This window comes from Anaerosalibacter massiliensis, from assembly GCF_024623155.1.
Lineage (GTDB): Bacteria > Bacillota > Clostridia > Tissierellales > Sporanaerobacteraceae > Anaerosalibacter > Anaerosalibacter massiliensis.
In genome coordinates, this window is the sequence record NZ_JANJZL010000005.1 from 102,710 (window position 1) to 123,531 (window position 20,822).

At 29.3% G+C, this 20,822-nt stretch carries 22 protein-coding genes; 9 read left to right on the forward strand and 13 right to left on the reverse strand.

What is annotated here, in order from left to right; all coding sequences use genetic code 11:
• Positions 1 to 347 precede the first annotated feature (347 nt).
• The 6 genes from NSA23_RS09250 (at position 348) to NSA23_RS09275 (ending at position 5,959) form a co-directional block, all read left to right on the forward strand.
• On the forward strand, positions 348 to 569 hold the full coding sequence (locus NSA23_RS09250; RefSeq protein WP_257490455.1) for a FeoA family protein: 222 nt from the start codon (positions 348 to 350) through the stop codon (positions 567 to 569).
• 18 nt (positions 570 to 587) lie between these two features.
• Positions 588 to 812 (forward strand): FeoA family protein, encoded by a 225-nt coding sequence (locus tag NSA23_RS09255; RefSeq protein ID WP_042679273.1) that lies wholly within the window; start codon positions 588 to 590, stop codon positions 810 to 812.
• Between the two features lie 71 nt (positions 813 to 883).
• A complete protein-coding gene (feoB, locus tag NSA23_RS09260; protein WP_042679275.1) occupies positions 884 to 2,887 on the forward strand; it encodes a ferrous iron transport protein B in 2,004 nt (667 codons plus the stop codon).
• A 22-nt stretch (positions 2,888 to 2,909) separates the two neighbouring features.
• Entirely contained in the window at positions 2,910 to 3,191 is a 282-nt protein-coding gene (locus NSA23_RS09265) for a DUF2325 domain-containing protein (RefSeq protein WP_042679277.1), read from the forward strand.
• A 17-nt stretch (positions 3,192 to 3,208) separates the two neighbouring features.
• On the forward strand, positions 3,209 to 3,469 hold the full coding sequence (locus NSA23_RS09270) for a FeoC-like transcriptional regulator (RefSeq protein ID WP_042679278.1): 261 nt from the start codon (positions 3,209 to 3,211) through the stop codon (positions 3,467 to 3,469).
• Between the two features lie 207 nt (positions 3,470 to 3,676).
• Complete coding sequence (locus NSA23_RS09275; RefSeq protein WP_257490456.1) at positions 3,677 to 5,959, forward strand: collagenase; 2,283 nt, start codon at positions 3,677 to 3,679, stop codon at positions 5,957 to 5,959.
• Between the two features lie 138 nt (positions 5,960 to 6,097).
• Here NSA23_RS09275 and NSA23_RS09280 read toward each other — a convergent pair whose 3' ends face one another.
• Positions 6,098 to 6,244, reverse strand: coding sequence for a hypothetical protein (locus tag NSA23_RS09280; protein ID WP_420841081.1), 147 nt, complete (start codon positions 6,242 to 6,244; stop codon positions 6,098 to 6,100).
• Between the two features lie 45 nt (positions 6,245 to 6,289).
• Here NSA23_RS09280 and NSA23_RS09285 point away from each other — a divergent pair, with 45 nt between their 5' ends.
• Together NSA23_RS09285 and NSA23_RS16750 are read left to right on the forward strand one after the other, a co-directional pair.
• Positions 6,290 to 6,532 (forward strand): transposase, encoded by a 243-nt coding sequence (locus tag NSA23_RS09285; protein ID WP_257490457.1) that lies wholly within the window; start codon positions 6,290 to 6,292, stop codon positions 6,530 to 6,532.
• A 3-nt stretch (positions 6,533 to 6,535) separates the two neighbouring features.
• On the forward strand, positions 6,536 to 6,769 hold the full coding sequence (locus tag NSA23_RS16750) for an integrase core domain-containing protein (RefSeq protein WP_420841083.1): 234 nt from the start codon (positions 6,536 to 6,538) through the stop codon (positions 6,767 to 6,769).
• A 299-nt stretch (positions 6,770 to 7,068) separates the two neighbouring features.
• Here NSA23_RS16750 and NSA23_RS09290 read toward each other — a convergent pair whose 3' ends face one another.
• Positions 7,069 to 7,230, reverse strand: a complete 162-nt coding sequence (locus NSA23_RS09290; RefSeq protein WP_257490458.1) for a hypothetical protein — start codon at positions 7,228 to 7,230, stop codon at positions 7,069 to 7,071.
• 722 nt (positions 7,231 to 7,952) lie between these two features.
• On the opposite strand from NSA23_RS09290, the gene NSA23_RS09295 reads away from it, so the two are divergent.
• Positions 7,953 to 9,407: a nicotinate phosphoribosyltransferase gene (locus NSA23_RS09295; RefSeq protein ID WP_042679280.1), complete on the forward strand. Its 1,455-nt coding sequence runs from the start codon at positions 7,953 to 7,955 to the stop codon at positions 9,405 to 9,407.
• 33 nt (positions 9,408 to 9,440) lie between these two features.
• Here the strand turns inward: NSA23_RS09295 and NSA23_RS09300 are convergent, their stop codons facing one another.
• From NSA23_RS09300 to nhaC, 11 genes are all read right to left on the reverse strand, one after another.
• Positions 9,441 to 10,055 carry a V-type ATP synthase subunit D gene (locus tag NSA23_RS09300; protein WP_042679282.1) on the reverse strand — a complete coding sequence of 205 codons (615 nt, stop codon included), beginning with the start codon at positions 10,053 to 10,055 and terminating at the stop codon, positions 9,441 to 9,443.
• 4 nt (positions 10,056 to 10,059) lie between these two features.
• Positions 10,060 to 11,442 carry a V-type ATP synthase subunit B gene (locus NSA23_RS09305; RefSeq protein WP_042679323.1) on the reverse strand — a complete coding sequence of 461 codons (1,383 nt, stop codon included), beginning with the start codon at positions 11,440 to 11,442 and terminating at the stop codon, positions 10,060 to 10,062.
• Between the two features lie 13 nt (positions 11,443 to 11,455).
• A complete protein-coding gene (locus NSA23_RS09310; RefSeq protein WP_257490459.1) occupies positions 11,456 to 13,228 on the reverse strand; it encodes a V-type ATP synthase subunit A in 1,773 nt (590 codons plus the stop codon).
• Positions 13,221 to 13,850: a V-type ATP synthase subunit E gene (locus NSA23_RS09315; RefSeq protein WP_042679284.1), complete on the reverse strand. Its 630-nt coding sequence runs from the start codon at positions 13,848 to 13,850 to the stop codon at positions 13,221 to 13,223. Before NSA23_RS09315 ends, NSA23_RS09310 begins: the two co-directional genes overlap by 8 nt.
• Before the next feature lie 12 nt (positions 13,851 to 13,862).
• The gene (locus NSA23_RS09320; protein WP_257490460.1) at positions 13,863 to 14,168 is read right to left on the reverse strand and encodes a V-type ATP synthase subunit F; all 306 of its coding nucleotides are present in this window, start codon (positions 14,166 to 14,168) and stop codon (positions 13,863 to 13,865) included.
• A gap of 2 nt (positions 14,169 to 14,170) precedes the next feature.
• Positions 14,171 to 14,593, reverse strand: coding sequence for an ATP synthase subunit C (locus NSA23_RS09325; protein ID WP_042679289.1), 423 nt, complete (start codon positions 14,591 to 14,593; stop codon positions 14,171 to 14,173).
• A gap of 11 nt (positions 14,594 to 14,604) precedes the next feature.
• Positions 14,605 to 16,560: a V-type ATP synthase subunit I gene (locus tag NSA23_RS09330; protein ID WP_257490461.1), complete on the reverse strand. Its 1,956-nt coding sequence runs from the start codon at positions 16,558 to 16,560 to the stop codon at positions 14,605 to 14,607.
• On the reverse strand, positions 16,560 to 17,549 hold the full coding sequence (locus NSA23_RS09335; RefSeq protein WP_257490462.1) for a V-type ATPase subunit: 990 nt from the start codon (positions 17,547 to 17,549) through the stop codon (positions 16,560 to 16,562). The genes NSA23_RS09330 and NSA23_RS09335 overlap by 1 nt, the downstream gene beginning before the upstream one ends.
• A 17-nt stretch (positions 17,550 to 17,566) precedes the next feature.
• Positions 17,567 to 17,878: a hypothetical protein gene (locus NSA23_RS09340; RefSeq protein ID WP_257490463.1), complete on the reverse strand. Its 312-nt coding sequence runs from the start codon at positions 17,876 to 17,878 to the stop codon at positions 17,567 to 17,569.
• A 214-nt stretch (positions 17,879 to 18,092) separates the two neighbouring features.
• A complete protein-coding gene (locus NSA23_RS09345) occupies positions 18,093 to 18,977 on the reverse strand; it encodes a DMT family transporter (protein ID WP_042679297.1) in 885 nt (294 codons plus the stop codon).
• 365 nt (positions 18,978 to 19,342) lie between these two features.
• The gene (gene nhaC, locus NSA23_RS09350) at positions 19,343 to 20,776 is read right to left on the reverse strand and encodes a Na+/H+ antiporter NhaC (RefSeq protein WP_222704714.1); all 1,434 of its coding nucleotides are present in this window, start codon (positions 20,774 to 20,776) and stop codon (positions 19,343 to 19,345) included.
• Positions 20,777 to 20,822: the final 46 nt, after the last annotated feature.

The window sequence follows — 20,822 nt, forward strand, 5'->3', positions numbered from 1 at the left end:
CCCCGGGTGGGTCTGTATTTATATATTAACATTATATTTTCATATTGTAAAGAGGAAAAATAAAAAACCTACTATAAAATTATAGTAGGTTCGAAAGGGGCTACTAAGGGGCTGCTTAGTAGTAAAAGTTTTTATTTTATTAAATTAATAATTACATTGTCTATATATAGTATAGTATTAATTGGACTAGAATAGGTTACATAACGGTTACACTTTTAATAATTTTAAATATATTACGTTTTTTTAAGCTTTAATCTTATTTTTTTAAAATTTATTGATTAAATTTAAAAAATGTATTATTATAGTAATTGATAATGATTATCGTTTTCGTGTAAAGGAGGATTCATATGAAAAGCTTAAATGAGATGCCTTTAGGTTCAAAAACAACAGTCGTAAGTATATCAAAAGAAGCCTCAGTAAGAAGAAGGCTTATGGATATGGGTGTAGTTCCTGGAGTAGAAGTAGAGATTAAAGGTAGGGCACCATTAGGAGATCCTATTGAAATATTATTAAGAGGGTATAAACTTACACTAAGAAAAAATGAAGCTTCTAATATATTTGTAAAATAACTTTTAGGAGGTGAAAATATGGCTAATATGCCTCTAAATTTTTTCAGTGAAGGCCAAAAAGGAAAAGTTGACAATATAGTAGGTGGCGAAAAAATATCTAAAAGACTTTATGAAATGGGCTTTAATAAAGGTACGGAAGTGAAGATTGTTAAAAATGATGCAGGTCCTATAATAGTCTCTCTCTCTGGATATAAAATTGCTATAGGAAGAGGACTTGCTCAAAAAATAATGGTTAGCCAGTAAAGTATTACTGGTCTATTATTTTTTTAAATTGTTATTGATAACGATTATCGATTGATAAGGAGGCGAATATTTTGAATACAATTGCTTTAGTTGGAAACCCTAATAGCGGAAAAACTACTCTTTTTAATGCTCTTACTGGAACTAATCAACATGTAGGAAACTGGCCAGGAGTTACTGTGGAGAAAAAAGAAGGAATTCTTAATTTTAAGAACAAGAAATATAACATTGTAGATCTACCTGGCACTTATAGTTTAGGAGCATATTCTGAAGATGAGATTGTTGCAAGAGATTTTATTCTAAAAGATGAGCCAGATGTAGTTATAAATGTAGTAGATGCAACAAATATTGAGAGAAATCTATATCTTACTACTCAACTTTTAGAAATGGGAACAAAAGTTATTGTTGCCTTAAATATGATGGATGAGGCTAAGGAAAAAAATATATCTATAGATATAAAAAAGCTTTCAAAAGAATTAGGTGTACCTGTAGTAGCTACGATAGCTTCTAAAAAAAATGGTATAGAAAAATTAATTGAAGAGTCTATTAATATGATGAGTGCTGGTAATGTACCTCAAAATAAAATAAATTATGGAAAAGATATAGACAATGAGATAAACAAACTGAAAGAAATCATAGAAAACTCTAATTTAAATACAGAATATCCATCAGAATGGATTGCTATTAAACTTCTTGAAGGTGATGAGTATATATCTGAAATAACAGATAAAAATATTCTTAAAATAGCCCATGAAAGTGGTGATGCCATTGCCATTGCTGCTATGGAACCGGAACTTATAATAGTTGATAAAAGGTATGAATTTATCGGAAATATAGTTAATAAAACTGTTAAAAAACCTAAAGAAGAAATAATTACTAAATCAGATAAAATTGATAAAGTTTTAACTCATAAATGGTTAGGTCTTCCTATATTTGCTCTGATAATGCTTATAGTTTATCAATTGACTTTTGCTATAGGAGAAGATATTCTCCAAGAAGGCTTAAATGCTGGAATGGAAACTTTTACAGCCTCTGTTGAATCCTTCCTTGTTAATGTAAATGCACCAGAGCTTTTAACTGCATTTATAACTGATGGGATTCTTGGTGGTGTAGGAGCTGTCATTGAATTTGTGCCATTGATAGCAGTTATGTATCTACTCCTTGGAATTTTAGAAGATAGTGGATATATGGCAAGAGCTGCCTATGTTATGGATAGAATAATGCGTTCCTTAGGATTACATGGAAAAACTTTTATTTCTATGTTAGTGGGAGTTGGATGTAATGTTCCCGGTATAATGGCTACAAGAACTTTAGATAGCAAAAAAGATAGAATGATTGCAATTTTAATAAATCCATTTATTTCTTGTGGAGCCAGATTACCTATATATTTAGTATTTATATCTGCATTCTTCCCTAAACATAAAGCTCTCATACTATTTTCCATATATGCATTTGGATTTTTAGTAGCTATAATTATGGGTAAGATATTTAGCAAAACATTGTTTGAAGGAGAGTCCTCTTATTTTGTTATGGAACTACCTCCTTATAGATTTCCAACTTTAAAAGGTACTCTTCTCAATATGTGGGATAAAGTAAGCTCTTTCTTAAAAAGAGCTGGTACTACGATATTTGCTGTTGTAACTGTACTTTGGATACTATCTGTTCTCCCTTATGGAGTTGAACCTTATAGTCAGTCTAGTATTTTAGGAAAAATAGGAACTGTTATTGCACCAATATTTAAACCTGCAGGTTTTGGGACATGGCAAGCTTCAGTAGGATTGTTTGCAGGGATTGTAGCCAAAGAAGCTGTTGTTGCAACATTGGGCATGGTATATGCAGGTGTTGAGGAAGGGGCTCAACTTGTTACAGCTATACAAGGAGCATTTACACCATTAAGTGCTCTATCATTCATGATTATGACTTTACTTTATACACCATGTGCTGCAGTAATAGGTACTATTAGACGGGAGACAAATTCAACAAAATGGGCAGTATTTACAGCTCTTTATACTTTTGCAGTAGGTTGGATAATTTCAGTAGCTATATTCCAAATCGGTGGATTATTTGGATTGAGTTAATTTTAAATCAGGAGGCGTGAGTATGAGTGTTTTGGTTATAGGGGGAGATAATTTAGGTAATATAGAAAACAATCTAAAAGAAAAAGGATTTAATAGAATCACTCATATTACTGGGAGACGATCTAGAGAGCAAACTTATAAGGTTCCTAAGGATACCGATGTAGTATTAATACTTACAGACTATGTAAATCATCAAACTAGCAAAAATGTTAAAAAGCAAGTTAAGAACTCTAAGTCTAAAGTCATCTTTTCTAAAAGATCATGGGCTTCTATTAGTAAATCTTTAAAAAGCTTCATCCGGTAAATTAAGGAGATGATTATATGCTAATAGATATATTAAGAGAAATAAATAACATGAAAGCTTTTTCGAAGAAAGCTTTAGCATCTAAATTAAATACTAGTGAAAGCATGGTAGAACATCTTTTAATTCAACTGCAAAGAATGGGATATGTTTCTGAAGAAAAAGTACCTAACGATTTCTGCAATAAAAAATGTGCAGGTTGTAATATAAATTGTTCTTTAAATATAGCAAATACTTTAATTATTACAGATAAGGGAAAAAAGTTATTAGCAACTCAATAGAAAATAATAAGAGAAGCGATAAAACATAAATCGCTTCTCTTATTATTTTCTAACCTCTTTCTTACTTAAATTCTATAATTTTTCTAGAAATAAGATACTAATAATACACAAAATATTAAACACATTCATAATTTAAGTATAGGAGTCGTTTTATAAATTTAAAGATACTAGAATAATACTTTATATTAAAAGAAAGGGGGTTTTACTATGATGAGAAAAATTTTCAGAAAAAAAAGAATGCTTTATCGATTCCTTATTTTTATTTGTTCAATTTTTATATTGTTATGCTCTTTTAATGTAGCACTAGCTATAAATATAAAACCTAATAATGACAACATGTGTATTGTAAATGAAAAAACTAACAAATACAATAAACCTTCAAATGAACCTATAGGTAAAATAATAGAAAATAAGAAAACACAAAAAAACATTACTCCTAATAGTCAGAAACAAAATTATACTATGTCTGATTTAAATAAGTTAAATTATAATGATTTAATAAAATTGCTAACAAGTATAAAAAGTACAGATATATTAGATCTTTTTAAATATAGTACTGATGCTTATGAATTCTATAATGACAAAAATCGTATTGAGGCTCTTATTACCGCTTTATATGATAGAGGAAGCCAATTTACCTCTACAGATAACAAAGGGATTCCTACTTTAGTTGAAGTTATAAGAGCAGGATTTTACTTGGGATTTTACCATGATGATTTGTCGTATTTAAATGAGAGAAATATGCACGATAAATGTATACCAGCTTTAATAGAAATTGAAAAAAATCCAAACTTTAAACTGGGAACTAATATACAAGATGAAATAGTTACATGCGTTGGTTTATTAATTTGGAATGGCTCTTGTAATGTTGAAGTAGTAAATAGCGCTACACCTATTTTAGAACAATTTATAGTGAACTTTTCCAAATATGCAAAGGAAAACTCTAAGGGAAAAGCAGTTTATAATATTATGCGTGGTATAGAATATGACATTTCTATGTACACAAACTACGAAGCAAAGATACCACCTAAAGATACTCAATGGTATAAAAAAATAGATTCTTTTATAAATAAATCAGGGGATATAGCCCTCATTGAAAAGCCTAGTTCAAATAGTGGATGGCTTATAAATAACGGGATCTTCTGTATATCAAGTTTAGGAAAGTTTCACACCGAGCCAGATAAAGGTTTACAAATCTTGACTAATGCTATGGACATACACCCATATTTAAGTGAACAATATTTAGAAGCTGCTAATGAAATAAATCGTAATTATAATGGGAAGAATTATGATGGAAAAAATATAGACATGAATAAACTTAGAAAAGAAGCCAGAGATAAATATTATCCTATGACCTATACTTTTGATGATGGGAAAATCATAATAAAAACTGGTGATAAAATACGTAAAGATAAAATAAAGAGACTTTATTGGGCTTCTAAAGAAGTAAGTGCTCAATACTTTCGATCAGTAGACACGGATGAACCTTTAGAATCAGGTAATCCAGATGATATATTAACCATGATAATATATAATAACCCAGAAGAATATCAACTAAATAGAATAATAAACGAACTAGATACAAATAACGGCGGTATTTATATAGAAAGACAAGGAACTTTCTATACTTATGAAAGAACTCCTAAAGATAGTATATATACTTTAGAAGAACTTTTTAGACATGAATTTACTCATTATTTACAAGGTAGATATCTAGTACCTGGAATGTGGGGAGAATCTGAAATATATAAAAATAATAGGTTAACTTGGTATGAAGAAGGTGGAGCTGAATTTTTTGCTGGTTCTACAAGAACTTCAGGTGTATTACCTAGAAAATCTATTGTAAGTAATATTGTTAATACTAAGTCTTCTGAAAGATACACTTTATCTAAAGTTTTAAGTTCAACCTATAATGATGGGTTTGAGTTTTATATCTACTCCTGTATATTTATGGACTATTTATACAGAAAAGATTTATATATATATGATAGATTAGCTAATTATATTAAAGATAATGATATAAAATCTTTCGATAATTATATTAAAACTTTAAGTAATAATTACTCATTAAATGAGCAATATCAAAACCACATGCAGCGTTTAATCAATAATTATAATAATATGACAACTCCTCTAGTATCTGACGATTATTTAATTGAACATCCTTATAAAAATTCTTCTGAAATATGCTCTGAAATTTCTTCTGTAGCTAAATTAAGCAATGTTACTTTTACAGAGGAAAAATCTCAATTCTTCAATACCTTTACTCTTCGTGGAACGTATACTGGAGATTATTATCAAGGAAAACTTAATGACATGACTAAGATGAATAATATAGTAGATAGTAATTTAAAAACTTTAGAAAACTATAATTGGAGTGGATATAAAACATTAACTTGTTATTTCACTAATTATAGATTAGATTCTAATTACAACTATCAATTTGATGTAATATTTCATGGTTTCCTCCCAAACCAAAATAATAACTAAATTAATATATATTTATTTACAAACAAAAAGAAAAGAAATTCTTTATTTAAAACAATTTCTTTTCTTTTTTACACAGCTTTATTTAAAATATGCTGCTATTCCTTTATAAATTCCCTCAGCTATATATTCTCTAGTTTGCTATCTTCTCAACAGCTCAACATCTTTAGGATTGTTCATAAATCCTATTTCCAATAATACACTTGCTAGATTTTGTTCTCTAATCATTGCAAAGTCATTTCTATTATATAGATGTGTTCTATTTAGCCCCCTAACCATTTTGGACAATCACACACGATTATATTAAAATATAATCAACAGGAGGTTGCCAAAATGAAAAGCAAAAATACAAGATATTCAGAAGAATTTAAAAATCAAATTGTTAAAGAAGTAGAAGAAGTTAGAAATGCAAATTTAGTAGCAAGAAATCAGACAAAAGTCCCAGGTACAGTTACAAGATGGGTCAGAGAGCCAAAGATAAAAGATATAGTCATAACCCTCAAGAGAGCATTAATGAAGCGAAATCTATGTAATAAAGAGACTGGTTTAGTGATAAGGTCAGACAACGGACCATAATTTATCAGTCATAAATTTGAAGATGCCTGCAAAGAACTAAATTTAGAACATGAAAGAATACCATTTAAAGCCCCAAATAAAAATGCTCATATAGAATCTTTCCATAGATTACTGGAAGATGAATGTTTATCAAAGTATGAATTTGAAAGCTATACTGAAGCTTTAATATTTTCTGCCTTAAGAAGAAATGCACATAAATATTTAGATTTAGTCAAGGCCCAGCAGCAGGAGCTTTAGCCTTTACCCTTAATGAAGATAAATATTTATGCATAATAAAAAAGCGAAAAATATTAAAACATAGATAATCTAAGAAAAAAAAGTATTCGTGAGTTTCTGTACAATATTAAGGGGTTAATCCGATGCTCCAAAACGTTTCTTCTGACTTAAACGAAATTGTTCTTCATACCAATTTAATTTTACAGTTAGTTCTTCTATCTGTTGAGCTTGTAATTTACATATATCTTCAAGAGATAGGGATTTTGTTGAATCCTTTTCTATATTTAATTGTTTGTGTATTGATTTTGTTGTTGTTTTCTCTAAAGTTTTCTATCTTCATCTTTCATTTGAGACTGCTGACTTTCTTCCTTTATCGGAGTAGCCAGATTAAGCTCGTCATAGTTAAGCTGATTTAGTATTCGGCTAAGCAATCTTACTGGATCATCATCGGAGATATTTACTACAAAATCTAATGGTAACATTAATTGGTATACATAAGCCCCGTATTTTTTGGTATACTTATTATGAAATTTGTTATTTGCCATAATCAAATTTTACTAGGAAAAAGAGTTTTCAAACTGTTTTTCCTTTTTATTTATACAAAAAAGGGTTATCTCAAAATTTTATTTTGGGACAGCACTTTTCTTTCGGATGATTTTTGGCAATCTTCTGAAAACACTTTACAATTAAATTTATATATTATATAATTTAAATAAATAGAACTAATTATTCTCTACTAGCTATTCGTTAATACTTTAATTTGCCCCCTTGCATTTGAATAAATGTACCGTAGGTCCTGCGGAAATTAAGATGCCTATTAAAAAGCAGAAAATCAAAAACTATGCTTTTATGTGAATAGCTTTGTTTCATAACCTAGATAGTAGGTTATGAAATCGATGAAATAGAAACTTTTAGTAGTCATGTAAGATCCACTAAATAGCCAATTATTATACTGTTTCATATGCTCTAAAATAAATTAACTTTTAAGTTGTAAACAAGATAGGAAAAGGTGATTTAGTAAATTGGAAAAAATAGATTTAAGCTGTTTAAGGGCTAGTATAATAATACAAGTTCTATTTATTTAACGGGTGACCCCAATTGGTAAAGTTGGAGCCACCTGTTTTATTTTCAGATATAATGTTGAATTTTTTCATATTTCCAAATATAATTAAGGTAATAAAATAATTTTAAAAGGAGATTGGACATGACCAATATTGATTGGAAAGATAAAAAGAACTTGACAATGCTTGCAGACTTTTATGAATTTACTATGGCTAATGGTTATTTTGAATATGATATGGAGGACAAAATAGCTTATTTTGATATGTTTTTTAGATCCATCCCTGACAATGGTGGATTTGCTATAATGGCAGGAGTAGAACAGCTTATTGGGTACTTGAAAAATTTAAAATTTAACGATGAAGATATTGAATATTTTAGAAGTAAAAATCTCTTTAGTGAAGGATTTTTAGATTACTTAAAAAACTTTAAATTTGAATGTGATGTTTGGGCTATTCCTGAGGGTACCCCTATATTTCCACATGAACCAATAGTTACAGTTAGAGGGCCTATAATACAAGCTCAGATAGTTGAAACTATGATTTTATTAACTATTAATCACCAAAGTCTTATCGCTACTAAAGCCAATAGAATAGTTAGAGCAGCTAAAGGTAGAGCTGTCATGGAATTTGGTTCTCGTAGAGCCCAAGGATATGAAGGGGCTATTTTAGGAGCTAGAGCTGCTTATATTGGTGGATGTATAGGTACAGCTTGTACTATTGTTGATAGAGATTTCGATGTTCCTGCTTTAGGAACAATGGCTCATAGTTGGATACAAATGTTCCCTACTGAATTAGAGGCTTTTAAAGCATATGCAAAACTATATCCTGATAGTTGCGTTCTTTTAGTAGATACTTACAATGTTTTAGAGTCTGGAGTTCCAAATGCTATTAAAACATTTAAAGAAGATGTGGTACCTAAGGGCTATAGACCAAAGGGAATTAGAATAGATAGTGGAGATATTGCCTACCTTTCAAAGGAAGCAAGAAAAATGCTTGATGAAGCTGGATTTGAAGATTGTCCTATTGTAGCTAGCAGTTCCCTTGATGAATATGTTATTAGAGAACTTTTAAGTCAAGGAGCCAAAATAGATTCCTTTGGAGTTGGAGAAAGACTTATTACAGCTAAATCCGAACCAGTATTTGGAGGAGTTTATAAATTATCGGCTGTAGAGGAAAATGAACAAGTAGTGCCTAAAATAAAAGTTAGTGAAAATGTTGGTAAGATTACTATACCTGGATTTAAACAAGTATATAGGTTATTTGACAAATGTAGTGGAAAAGCCATAGCAGATGTTATTGCACTTTATGACGAAACTATAGATGATTCTAAACCATATGAAATATTCCATCCTTTATATACTTGGAAACGTAAGACTATAACTAATTTCTATGCAAAAAAACTTTTAGTTAAAATATTTGATGGTGGAGAGTCTGTATATGAAAGTCCAAATATAGAGGAAATAAAGAACTATTGTAATGAGCAAGTAGGAACACTTTGGGAAGAGGTACTTCGCTTTGAAAAACCTCATAAATATTTTGTGGACTTATCAAAACCTTTATGGGATATTAAAAATAAATTATTAGAAAAACATAGATAGAAAGATAAAAAATCCTAGTGAACTAGGATTTTTTTATTTTTTGCCTTTTACTCTCTTTAGCCTAAAAAAGTCTTCTCTTTCCTTCTCCTCTAATACTTCTTCAATAGATTTTATCTCCATTTCATATTTAGGAATTTGAATCTTTTCTAGGGCATTAGCTCTTTTTTGAGTTTTTTCTATTTCCGTAGCCAATTTATAAACGGAATTTTCTATTTCTGCTAATTCGTAAATAAGATATCTTATATTCACAAATGATAGTACTGCCATGTCAAAAGCAGGATTGGTTCTGAAAAAACCATATTCTGTAGAAAAAGGTCTTTTCTCATATTCTATATAAGGAATCTCTACTCCCATAATACTTTTAAAAAGTATCTCAAAATCTTCTTCTTTCTCTAAAGACATAGCTATCTTTTCAACTGATTCTGAACCCATAGTTATATTAGCAAATTGTAATTTTTTATAAGCTTCTTGAAAACTTGTATTTATTTCTTCTTCTATTCTATTAGCCTTTTCAATTAAAGCCATCATTTCCTTTATCAAAACTGTTCTTTTTTTATCTAAAAGTTCATAACCTTTTTTTGAAAACTCTAGAGAACTTTTAGCTTTAATCAAATTAGCCTTTGTAGGAGTTATCTTATACATTGGCATATTATCACCTGTTTTTTAAATATTTTTCTATTAATTTAGAATCTAATCTATCTAATTCCTCTACAGGTAAAATTGACAATAGTTCCCAACCTATATTTAAAGTATCTTCCATATCCCTATTTTCATTGAAATCTTGTTTTACAAATTTATCTTCAAACTGTCTACCAAATTCTAAGTATTTTTTATCCCTATCTGGCAAATCATCTTCTCCTATTATTTGAGCAAGAGATCTTACCTCTTGAACTTTTGAATAGGAAGAAAATAGCTGGTTTGCTACATCTGGATGATCTTCTCTAGTAAATCCTTCTCCTATACCATCTTTCATTAGCCTTGAAAGTGATGGTAAAACATTTATAGGTGGGTAAATATTCTTTTGATACAATTCTCTAGAAAGAACTATTTGTCCTTCTGTTATATAACCTGTTAAATCTGGAATAGGATGAGTAATATCATCATTAGGCATAGTAAGTATAGGGATTAATGTAATAGAACCAACTTTATCTTTAAGCATTCCAGCCCTTTCATATAAGCTTGCCAAATCTGAATAAAGATATCCTGGGTATCCTCTTCTACTTGGTACTTCTTCTCTTAAAGAAGAGATTTCCCTTAACGCCTCTCCATAACTTGTAATATCAGTCATTATAACTAATACATGCATATTTTCCTCAAAAGCTAAATATTCTGCTGCTGTAAGAGCAGACCTTGGAGCTATAATCCTTTCCATAATAGGATCATCTGCATAATTTATATACATAACTACTCTATCTAATACATGAGATTTCCTAAAAGTTTCCCTAAAAAAATGGGCCTCATCATGTCTAACTCCCATAGCCGCAAATATTATTCCGAATTTCACCTTTTCTCCATCTTTAGACTTTATCTTTGCCTGTCTTACAATTTGAGCTGCTAATTCATTATGTGGAAGACCATTACCAGAAAATATAGGTAATTTTTGTCCCCTTATCAATGTCATAAGTCCATCTATAGATGAAATACCTGTTTGAATATAATCTCTTGGGTATTCTCTTGCCACTGGATTTATAGGCCTTCCATTTACATTGTAACTTTCTTTAGAATATATTTCACCCATTCCATCAATAGGACCTCCTATTCCATTAAAAGTTCTTCCTAAAATATCCTTTGATAAGGATATTTCAAAAGGCTTACCCTTAAAATTTACTTTGGTGTTTTTAGTAGATATATCTGTTGTGGAACCAAATACCTGAACTACCACACTATTTTCCTCGACCTTTATAACTCTACCGAGCTTTTTGTTTCCTTCACTGTTTTCTATTTCTACCACTTCTCCATAGCCTACATCATGAGTATCTGAAAGTTCAATTAATGCTCCTTCAATTCTGTCTAATTGTAAATACTCCCTTTTCATATTATCTACCTCTCTATTTAGAGTATTTTTCATCTAAACTATTATAGAAATCATCTATTTGTCTATTTAGTTCATCTATTCCCTCTAGATTATTATTTGGAATAGTATATTTCATTTTAGTAATATCTTCAAATAATTTACTATCTTTAATCTGAGAAATAGGTATTCCCATTTTTACTGAACTCAATGCTCTTTCATAAAGATGATCTATTGCTTTTAACATTTCTATTTGTTTTCTTAACGGTACAAATGTATCTTCACTGTGAAAAGCATTTTGTTGTAAGAATCCTATCTTTATTATTCTTGAAATCTCAAGTACTAATCTTTCTTCATCTGGAAGTACATCCTCCCCTACTAATAAAACTAAATCCTTAAGTCTAGCCTCTTCATATAAGAGCCTTAACATTTTAGCACGGAGTTCTTTAACATCCTCATTTAATTCCCTGTTATAGAAACCTTTGAGTGCTTCTATATATCCACTATAACTTGTAAGCCAGTTAACAGATGGATAATGTCTAGAATATGCTAACTCCCTGTCAAGGGCTAAAAATACATTTACAAATCTCTTAGTATTTTCTGTAACAGGTTCTGAAAAGTCTCCACCTGCAGGAGATACAGCCCCTATAATAGTTACCGATCCTTCTGTATCATTAAAATTTTTCACATATCCTGCCCTTTCATAAAATTCTGCAAGTCTAGTAGGCAAATAAGCAGGATAACCTTCCTCTGCTGGCATCTCTTCCAACCTTCCAGAAATCTCCCTTAAAGCTTCAGCCCATCTAGAAGTAGAATCTGCCATTATAGCTACATGATATCCCATATCCCTAAAATACTCAGCTATAGTTATTCCAGTATAAATACTAGCTTCCCTAGCGGCTACAGGCATATTTGATGTATTGGCTATTAGAACTGTTCTTTCCATAATAGGCTTATTAGTTTTTGGATCTATTAACTTGGGAAAATCCTCTAATACTTCTGTCATCTCATTTCCTCTTTCTCCACAACCTATATATACTATAATATCTGCATCAGACCATTTTGCTAATTGATGTTGAGTCATAGTCTTCCCTGTCCCAAAACCTCCAGGAATAGCAGCTGTTCCACCTTTAGCAATAGGAAAAAATATATCTAATACCCTCTGTCCTGTAATGAGAAGCCTATCTATTGGAAGTCGTTCCTTAACTGGTCTTGGGGTTCTAATAGACCACTCCTGATACATTTTTAATGAATGGATTCTTCCCTTTTTATCCTCTACCACCACTAGTTCTTCTTCTATGGAATATTTACCACTTTCCTTAGCTTCAACAACCTTTCCTTTAACTCCAAAAGGTACTATTAACTTGTGGGTAATAAGAGAAGTTTCCTCTACACTTCCATAAACCTCTCCTTCACTTATAAAATCTCCTATATCAACCAAAACATTTACTTCCCATGTTTTTTCTTCATCAAGAGATATAAGACCTATACCTTCTGGTATAAAGCTTCCAAAATCATTATTTATCTTTTTTAATGGTCTTTCTATACCATCAAGCATATTTCCAAGAATTCCTGGCCCTAATTTAAGACTTAAAGGCTTTCCTGTAGATACAATCTTCTCACCTTTTTTCAATCCTTCTGTCTCTTCATATACCTGTATAATTCCTGTATCCCTATCAATAGATATAACTTCACCTATAAGCTTCTTTTCACCAACTAATACCATTTCACGCATTTTAAATCCTGTCATATCTACTCCCCTAATAACAGGTCCATTTATCATACTTACTTTGCCTACTATATTAGTCAAGGATATCACCTGCTTTTTCTAAAGTACTATATAATAATTCTCCAATTAGATATTTATTTTCCTCTATTTTCCCCCTAAAGCTTTCATCTATTAAATATTTTTCATTAATATCAGAAACTAAGAATCCTCCAAGTATATTTTCTTTAGGGTTTTTAAAGGAAATTTTCTTATCCATGTCCTCTCCTATTTTAACTATACTACTGCTAAAATTATATCTATCCTCATCTTTTAAATATAATATTATACTTTCATCTTCTATATTGTTTAATACCTCTTTTATATCCCTTAATAAATAATCTTCATACTCTTTAGAACAAACAAAATCCTCGGCTTTTTTCTCTAAACCTAGTATAAGATCCTCTAATAGTTCTTCCTTTTTATTAAATATCTTTTTCCTTGCCTCTATTATTCTCTGGGAAATTAACTCATCTTTTTTCAACTCCCCATTTCTAACACTTTCCTCTATAATTTCATCCTTCTTTTCAAGCAATTTTTTCTCATAATCTTCCAGAAGAACTCTATTCTTTTCCTTGATTTCATCTATTATTTTTGAACCTTGTTCTCTTTCTTTTTCTAATACTAGTTTATAAAATATATCTAACTTGTCTTCAATGGTAATCATACTGCCACCACCTTAAATTTTAATACCTATTGAGTCTCTTATATATTTTGTAATAAAATCTTTATCTCTCATTCCATATCTGCTTGGAATAGTAATTATCAATGGAATACTTTCTTTTAACTTTATTTCCAAAACTCTATCTTTTACTTTGTTAAATATGCCTTCCGTAAGAATTATTATTCCTATATCCTTATCTTCAATAGCTTTGTCTAATTCTTTAATAATTTCTTCTCTTTCTACAGCTACAATTCCATTCATTCCAGCAAGTCTAAGTCCTACTATTGTATCCTTATTGTCACTAATTAGAAAAGATTTCATTTCTACAATCTCCCTAATATAAGTATTGATACTATAAGTCCATATATAGCAATACCTTCAGCTAATCCAACAAATATAAGAGTTTTTCCTAATATTCCAGGCTCTTCTGAAACAGCACCTAATGCAGATGAACCTACTACTCCTACTGCATATCCAGCACCAATTGTAGCTAATCCTGTTGAGAGAGCTGCTGCCATAAGGCCTAATCCTGAAGGCGAAGTAGCATTAGTGCCTTGGGCTTGAGAAAAGTTTGGTACAAATATAATAATTGCTGAAACTAATAAAGGTAAAAAAGCATACAAATTAAAACGGAGTGCCTTCTTAAGTTTACTTTTATTAACTTCTACTCCCTTATATAGAAAATAAATTCCTGTTCCAATAGTCATTAAAACCATAATTGTAGTTGATATCATTATAAAAGTCATTTAATTTCCTCCTATCGATCAATTTTTATTGGTTTAAATTCAATACCTTCTCCTTCATAGTATCTACTAAATAATTCATAGTATTGTAATCTTAAGCCTTGTATAAACACTATTAGCCCCTCAAGACCTATGATGATTATATTTCCTAAAACTAAAACTATTACATTGCCTATTTGAGTACCTATCATTTTTCCTATAGTTTGAAAAGCTATAAATAAACCTACATGAGTAAGAGCAAAAGCACCTACCCTTATAAAAGAAACTGTACCACTAAGCATACTTAAAAGAGTTTCTAAAATAGAAAAACTGCTTTCAATATAATAACTTGAAACATCTTCAGTATATAATGGTTTCTTTCCTAAAATTAAATTAGACAATGGCTCTTTTAAAATCATTAAAGCTATAAAAGCAATAGACAATACTACTCCTACTGTTTTAGGTATAATAGTTCTTTTTAATACTACTTCTCCCAAAAGAAGTAATAATGTAATATAGAACATAAAACCTACTACTCCATCTTTTCCAAATAATCCATTTTTTAAATCCTTTCTCTTGATGCTATTTAATATGCTGTATATATAACTTATAAATATTAAAAATATTCCTGCCACTATGGCCGCTTTTAAAACTGTATCTATATTTTCAAAAGGTCTAATTAGAAGAGCAGGAATTATGTCCTCAAACCCAAAAAAAGCACCATAAAGAGTTCCAAATACCATGGAACTAATTCCCAACCTAGAAATTAAGCTTCCAAATATCTTATTTCCTTTTTTCTTAGAAAGAACATAACCTCCCAGAAGGAGTATTAAACCTTGACCTAAATCTCCAAACATAGCTCCAAATAAAAGCATATAGGTAATACTTAAAAAGGGAGTTGGATCTAATTCATTATAAGAGGGCGTTCCATACATTTTAACTAAAGTTTCAAAGGGTTTAAATATTTTATTATTTCTAAGTTTAGTAGGTATTTTAGATTTTGAAATCTCTTCTTCGCTTTTAAATACAGTAAGTAAACCTTCATATTTAGATAAAACTTCCTCTATCTTATTTTTATCCTTGATTGGTGTCCAAGCTGAAAGGTAGAAAAAGTGATCAGAATGAGCCATATATTCTTTTGCTTCCTTAATTTTCTCTGCCATTTGAAATTTACCTAGAAACTTTTGAACTTTAACTATGTTTTTTCGCTTCAAATCTTCTAACTTACTTTCTACTTCTTCTATCTTCTTTTTAACTTCAACTTTCTTTTTATTAAGATCTCTAACTATCTCATCTGGAGTACCAGAAAATTCTTCAGGAATATCTATCCTATTAAAATTTAAAGATTTTAGTATTCTAGTAGTTTCCTCCTCCAAACTAGAAGGATATATAATAAGATATACTTCTCCATTATCTCCACTACCTGTATGGAAAACTACTGCAAGTATATTTTCATAATTCTTTTTTAGCTTTAATCTATCTTCCTTTGTTAAAACTCCAAAAACATAATTGAAATATTTTAAATTTCTCAAATCCTCAATATAAACTTCTGTATCTTTTAAATACATGAAATTACTATAAAATTTATCAATCTTACTTAATCCATCTTTCAAATTTAATAATTTATTGTACATTGATGTGATTTCTTCATAAATACTTTGGAAAGATTTTATAGAATCCTTAAAATTATAATCTTCTTTTAAGGAATTTTTATCTAGATAAATCTCTCCTTTAAATATTTTGTTTAATTCCTCTACTTTTTTTAGACAGTCTTCACATTCTTTATCTTTAGAAAAAGAAGATATAAAATTTAAATCTACAATTTTTTCTACATTTTCATCTTTTACGTTGAACATAAAACTATCTTCTTCTATTTGTGCTAAAGAATTAACTAAGCTAATGTTTTCTAAAAGTATTAAATCTTTTAATACTTCATCTACAGTTTTTATATCCCCTACAATATTCATCATAGACATTTTTTCAATGGCCATTATCTAATATCACTTCCTTCAATTTTCCTTATGAGATAGTTCTTACCTTCATCAAAAGATATTCCATACTTTATAATTTCTATAGTAGAAAAAAGATCTCTCAATTCATATTCTAATAGATGAATATACGCTAAAAATACTGTAATATCTAGTTTTTCCTTTTTAAGCATTTCTAAAGATTGAAAATATAAATATCTTTCTATCCTTCTTTCCATATATAAATCTATATTTTGTTCTGTATCAAATAAAAAGCTATATTTTGAATTTAACACTCTTTTTTTAAACTCTTTTTCATTACAATAACAAAGAACTTTTATATCATTATATTTGAATTCATATCCTTCCTGAATAGTATAATTTATAAGTTCTTCAGGAATTAGATTATAAAATTTTATTCCTCTATAAATCCATTCTAAATTTAATAAATCAATATTCTTTCCAAGAAACTCTTTAAATAAAATACTATCTTTTTTATCTAACGCAGTACTATTTTTCCTAAGCAACAAAAAATATAATCTATCTAAATTCATTTCCATATAGAATAAAATTCTTCTACTATCTTCATTCAAATAAGGCTTTAATATTGGATAATACATAGTATCTTTTAAACTTTTAATAAATGTTTCTAAATCACTAGTATCTTCTTCTCTTAACAAATTTCTTAAATTCAATTTCAAATCCTCTATTTCATACCTAATAAATATAGTTTTAAATAATTTTTTATATTCATCTGTAAAATAATGAATAAGTTTCTTGTGTTGAATTAATACATATTCTTTTAGTAGTTTTTCTAATTCTCTTCTATGAATATCCTTCACATTTATATCTTCTAAAACTATTTTATAGTTTGTATTTTCCTTTAAATACTGAGCAACTTCAGATACATCTTTCTTATTAAACAGATCTATAAAATGCTCATTTGTAAGAAAGTTCCCTTTTAAAACCCTTATTTTAGTATTTAGTGCTGCAAATCGTCTCTCATTTCCCATGATTTCAGCTCCTTAAATTAGCTCATGAATATTTGATTAAAAAGTCTATCAATAATTAAATCTCTTTTTTCTTCATAAATTCTTTCAATTTGTTTATATATAGCCATTTCATTCTCTTCAATCTTGTCAGTCTCTTCTTTTGCATTTTTCAATATTTCTTCATATATGTTTTTCCCTCTAGATTTAGCTTCACCTATTATTTCCTCTTCCATTTTTCTTGAACTTTTCTCTATCTCTTTAGTATTTTCTCTTTTTATAGCTTCAATTTTCTCCTTTACTTTTACAGTTTCATTATCAATATTTATTATTTTTCCTATTATATCTTCCATATACATCACCTCATGATTATTTCATTATACTCCTTCAAATTTAGTTGTAAATTTTTATTTTGACCATTAATTAATGCTATGAGTCTAATATAATTACCTTAAACTTACTTTTTGCAATAAATCGTATAATATTAATAAAAATCTTTGATTATCTAGTTATTATTTAATACACAAAAAAGCACTCCTTAAAAAAAGAGTGCTTTTATCTAAAATATTAATTATTTTTTCTTAAAAAGTTCCATTTAGTTTCAGCTGTAAGTATGGATAGCAATACAATTAAACAGCCTAAAAACAATTTCACAGTAAGTTTATCTCCTAAGAGTAATACAGAAAATATACTACCAAAAACTGATTCCATACTTAAAATTATAGCTGTGTGAGTAGATGAAGTATATTTTTGAGCTACATTTTGAATTCCAAAGGCAATTAATGTACTTACTACGGCTACATACAATATAGAAAATCCTACTTCCTTGCCAAAAGAACCTAATTTAATATTAAATATTAATACTACTATAAATGAAAGAATAGCTGCTACTGCAAATTGAACTATAGTTAGTATGATAGGGTCATGATCCTTAGCAAAATATTCTATTGAAATTATATGAAGAGCAAAAAATACTGCACAGACCATTGTAAGCCCATCTCCTAAATTTATAGAAAGGCCCTCTTCAAGACTTAATAATCCTATACCTATAAGACATAAAATAGCTGCCACAAACTCATATATATCTGGTTTCTTCTTTGTAATACCCCAGTAGAAAAAAGGAACTATTACTACATAGCTTGCAGTTATAAAAGCTTGTTTACTTACAGTAGTATATTTTAAACCAATAGTTTGAGTCAAAAAAGCTAAAAATAAAAAGAATCCTATAATAGCCCCTGCTTTAATATCTTCCTTATTTATTTTTCTAAATCTTTTCCAAAACACAAAAGCCATTAGTACAGAAGATAATGCAAATCTTAATACAAGTATGTAAACAGGATTGATATAATCTAATGCATTTTTAATAACTACAAATGAGCTTCCCCATATTATAGCTACTAAAAGTAAAGACAGATCTGCATATAAACTTTTCTTTTTAGCTAAAATTTTCATTCAATTCCCCCTTAATTTAAAATAAATTCATGATATCACCCTATATAGTTGCAATATACATGCCTAAATCTTAAGAATTTATATGCTCAAGTAAAATAGCCTTTTCCCTTCAATTATATATTATTTTTATATATTAAACCGCAAAATTTTAATCATGATATTTTGTCTTTATATAGATAACTGCAGATTTATTGAGATTCATTTAGGAAATAGCTGAAAAATTAACCGACAATTTTTAAGCATGTATGCAAATAAATTTGCTTCATCAATAGAAGTTTTTTAAAACTAAATATACAGTAGCCTTCTAATAAAAAACTACTGTATATTAAATATAATAATCTTTATTATTTTAAAATACTCATTATTTAAGCTTCATCAACTGCTTCTTTTCTTAAATCCTTAACAATTGGCTTATCTTTATTCAATGGTGCCAATGCAATGCCTAAAAATCCGTATAATGCTGAAACAATAGGAGTAATAAAACCTAAGAAATGGAATCTTCCATATTGGAATGCAGTTACTCCTAATGTTGTTTTATAAACTCCACCACAAGTAGACCAAGGTACTAATCCTGATGTCAATGTACCAGCATCTTCTAATACTCTGGATAAATTCTTAGGATGTAAATTTAACTTTTCATAAACTGGTCCATACATTTGTCCTGGTATTACAATAGCCATATATTGATCTGCAGCCATAAAGTTCATTGCTATACAAGCTACAACATTTGATAAAATAATTGAACCTCTAGTATGACAATGTTTAAGTATTACTTCAAGTATATTATCTAAACATCCTATTTTCTTTATTAACCCGCCAAAGGCCATAGCACACATTACTAGGGAAATGGTTTCCATCATCTCAAGGAGTCCACCTCTATTTAACAATGTATCTACCATTTCATTCCCAGTAGCTATTTCAAATCCATAGAATAAATTATATAATATTTTACTTGCACCAGTCCCTTGTGCAAATGCAAATATAATCCCTATAGCTGTTCCTCCTATCATTCCTGGTACTGCTGGAACTTTGAATATAATCATCAATATTACTGCTATTGGAGGAATAAATATTAAAGGTGTAATATTAAAATTTGCCTCTAATGTACTTAATATACCATTTATTTGAGCTGTATCTACTGTTGTACCTTTATACCCTTGTCCTATTATTCCAAATAAGGCTATAGCTATTAAAAAACTAGGTAAAGTGGTATAAAGCATATGTTTTATATGATCAAAGACATTTACTCCTGCAATTCCTGCTGCCAAATTTGTACTATCAGATAATGGTGACATTTTATCTCCAAAAGAAGCACCTGATACTACTGCTCCTGCTGTTATAGCTGGAGGAATTCCTAATCCTGCTCCTATACCCATTGCAGCTGTCCCCATAGTTCCTGCTGTACTCCATGCACTTCCTGTGGAAACAGAAACTACTGCACATATAATAGGAAGTAAAAATAAGAACATGCTTGGAGTAAATAATTGAAGACCATAATAAATCATTCCAGGTACTACTCCACCAGACATCCACACACCAATAAGACATCCTACTATCATAATAATAAAATTTGCTTGCATAGTCATAGCGTTTGAATCAATCATTGATTGTTCCATTTCATCCCATGAATAACCTAAATATTTCCCAATAAGTGCAGTAACTATACAAGCTGCTATCAATGGAATTTGCGGTTCGCTTTCTAACCCTACAACTCCTATTAGCATGAAACAAACAAGACAAATAAATGGTACGAGAGATAAACCTAATGATGGTTTTTTAACTTTCGTCATATCTTTCATATATACTCTCCTTTCCTTTAGACAAACATTTTAAGTTTTGTATAAA

Bases quoted from the DNA above. Each gene is read 5' to 3' on its own strand.
- NSA23_RS09250 (WP_257490455.1), top strand. From the start codon at position 348: ATGAAAAGCTTAAATGAGATGCCTTTAGGTTCAAAAACAACAGTCGTA.
- NSA23_RS09255 (WP_042679273.1), top strand. From the start codon at position 588: ATGGCTAATATGCCTCTAAATTTTTTCAGTGAAGGCCAAAAAGGAAAA.
- NSA23_RS09265 (WP_042679277.1), top strand. From the start codon at position 2,910: ATGAGTGTTTTGGTTATAGGGGGAGATAATTTAGGTAATATAGAAAAC.
- NSA23_RS09270 (WP_042679278.1), top strand. From the start codon at position 3,209: ATGCTAATAGATATATTAAGAGAAATAAATAACATGAAAGCTTTTTCG.
- NSA23_RS09275 (WP_257490456.1), top strand. From the start codon at position 3,677: ATGATGAGAAAAATTTTCAGAAAAAAAAGAATGCTTTATCGATTCCTT.
- NSA23_RS09285 (WP_257490457.1), top strand. From the start codon at position 6,290: ATGAAAAGCAAAAATACAAGATATTCAGAAGAATTTAAAAATCAAATT.
- NSA23_RS09290 (WP_257490458.1), bottom strand. From the start codon at position 7,230: ATGTTACCATTAGATTTTGTAGTAAATATCTCCGATGATGATCCAGTA.
- NSA23_RS09295 (WP_042679280.1), top strand. From the start codon at position 7,953: ATGACCAATATTGATTGGAAAGATAAAAAGAACTTGACAATGCTTGCA.
- NSA23_RS09300 (WP_042679282.1), bottom strand. From the start codon at position 10,055: ATGCCAATGTATAAGATAACTCCTACAAAGGCTAATTTGATTAAAGCT.
- NSA23_RS09305 (WP_042679323.1), bottom strand. From the start codon at position 11,442: ATGAAAAGGGAGTATTTACAATTAGACAGAATTGAAGGAGCATTAATT.
- NSA23_RS09315 (WP_042679284.1), bottom strand. From the start codon at position 13,850: ATGATTACCATTGAAGACAAGTTAGATATATTTTATAAACTAGTATTA.
- NSA23_RS09320 (WP_257490460.1), bottom strand. From the start codon at position 14,168: ATGAAATCTTTTCTAATTAGTGACAATAAGGATACAATAGTAGGACTT.
- NSA23_RS09325 (WP_042679289.1), bottom strand. From the start codon at position 14,593: ATGACTTTTATAATGATATCAACTACAATTATGGTTTTAATGACTATT.
- NSA23_RS09330 (WP_257490461.1), bottom strand. From the start codon at position 16,560: ATGGCCATTGAAAAAATGTCTATGATGAATATTGTAGGGGATATAAAA.
- NSA23_RS09335 (WP_257490462.1), bottom strand. From the start codon at position 17,549: ATGGGAAATGAGAGACGATTTGCAGCACTAAATACTAAAATAAGGGTT.
- NSA23_RS09340 (WP_257490463.1), bottom strand. From the start codon at position 17,878: ATGGAAGATATAATAGGAAAAATAATAAATATTGATAATGAAACTGTA.
- NSA23_RS09345 (WP_042679297.1), bottom strand. From the start codon at position 18,977: ATGAAAATTTTAGCTAAAAAGAAAAGTTTATATGCAGATCTGTCTTTA.
- nhaC (WP_222704714.1), bottom strand. From the start codon at position 20,776: ATGAAAGATATGACGAAAGTTAAAAAACCATCATTAGGTTTATCTCTC.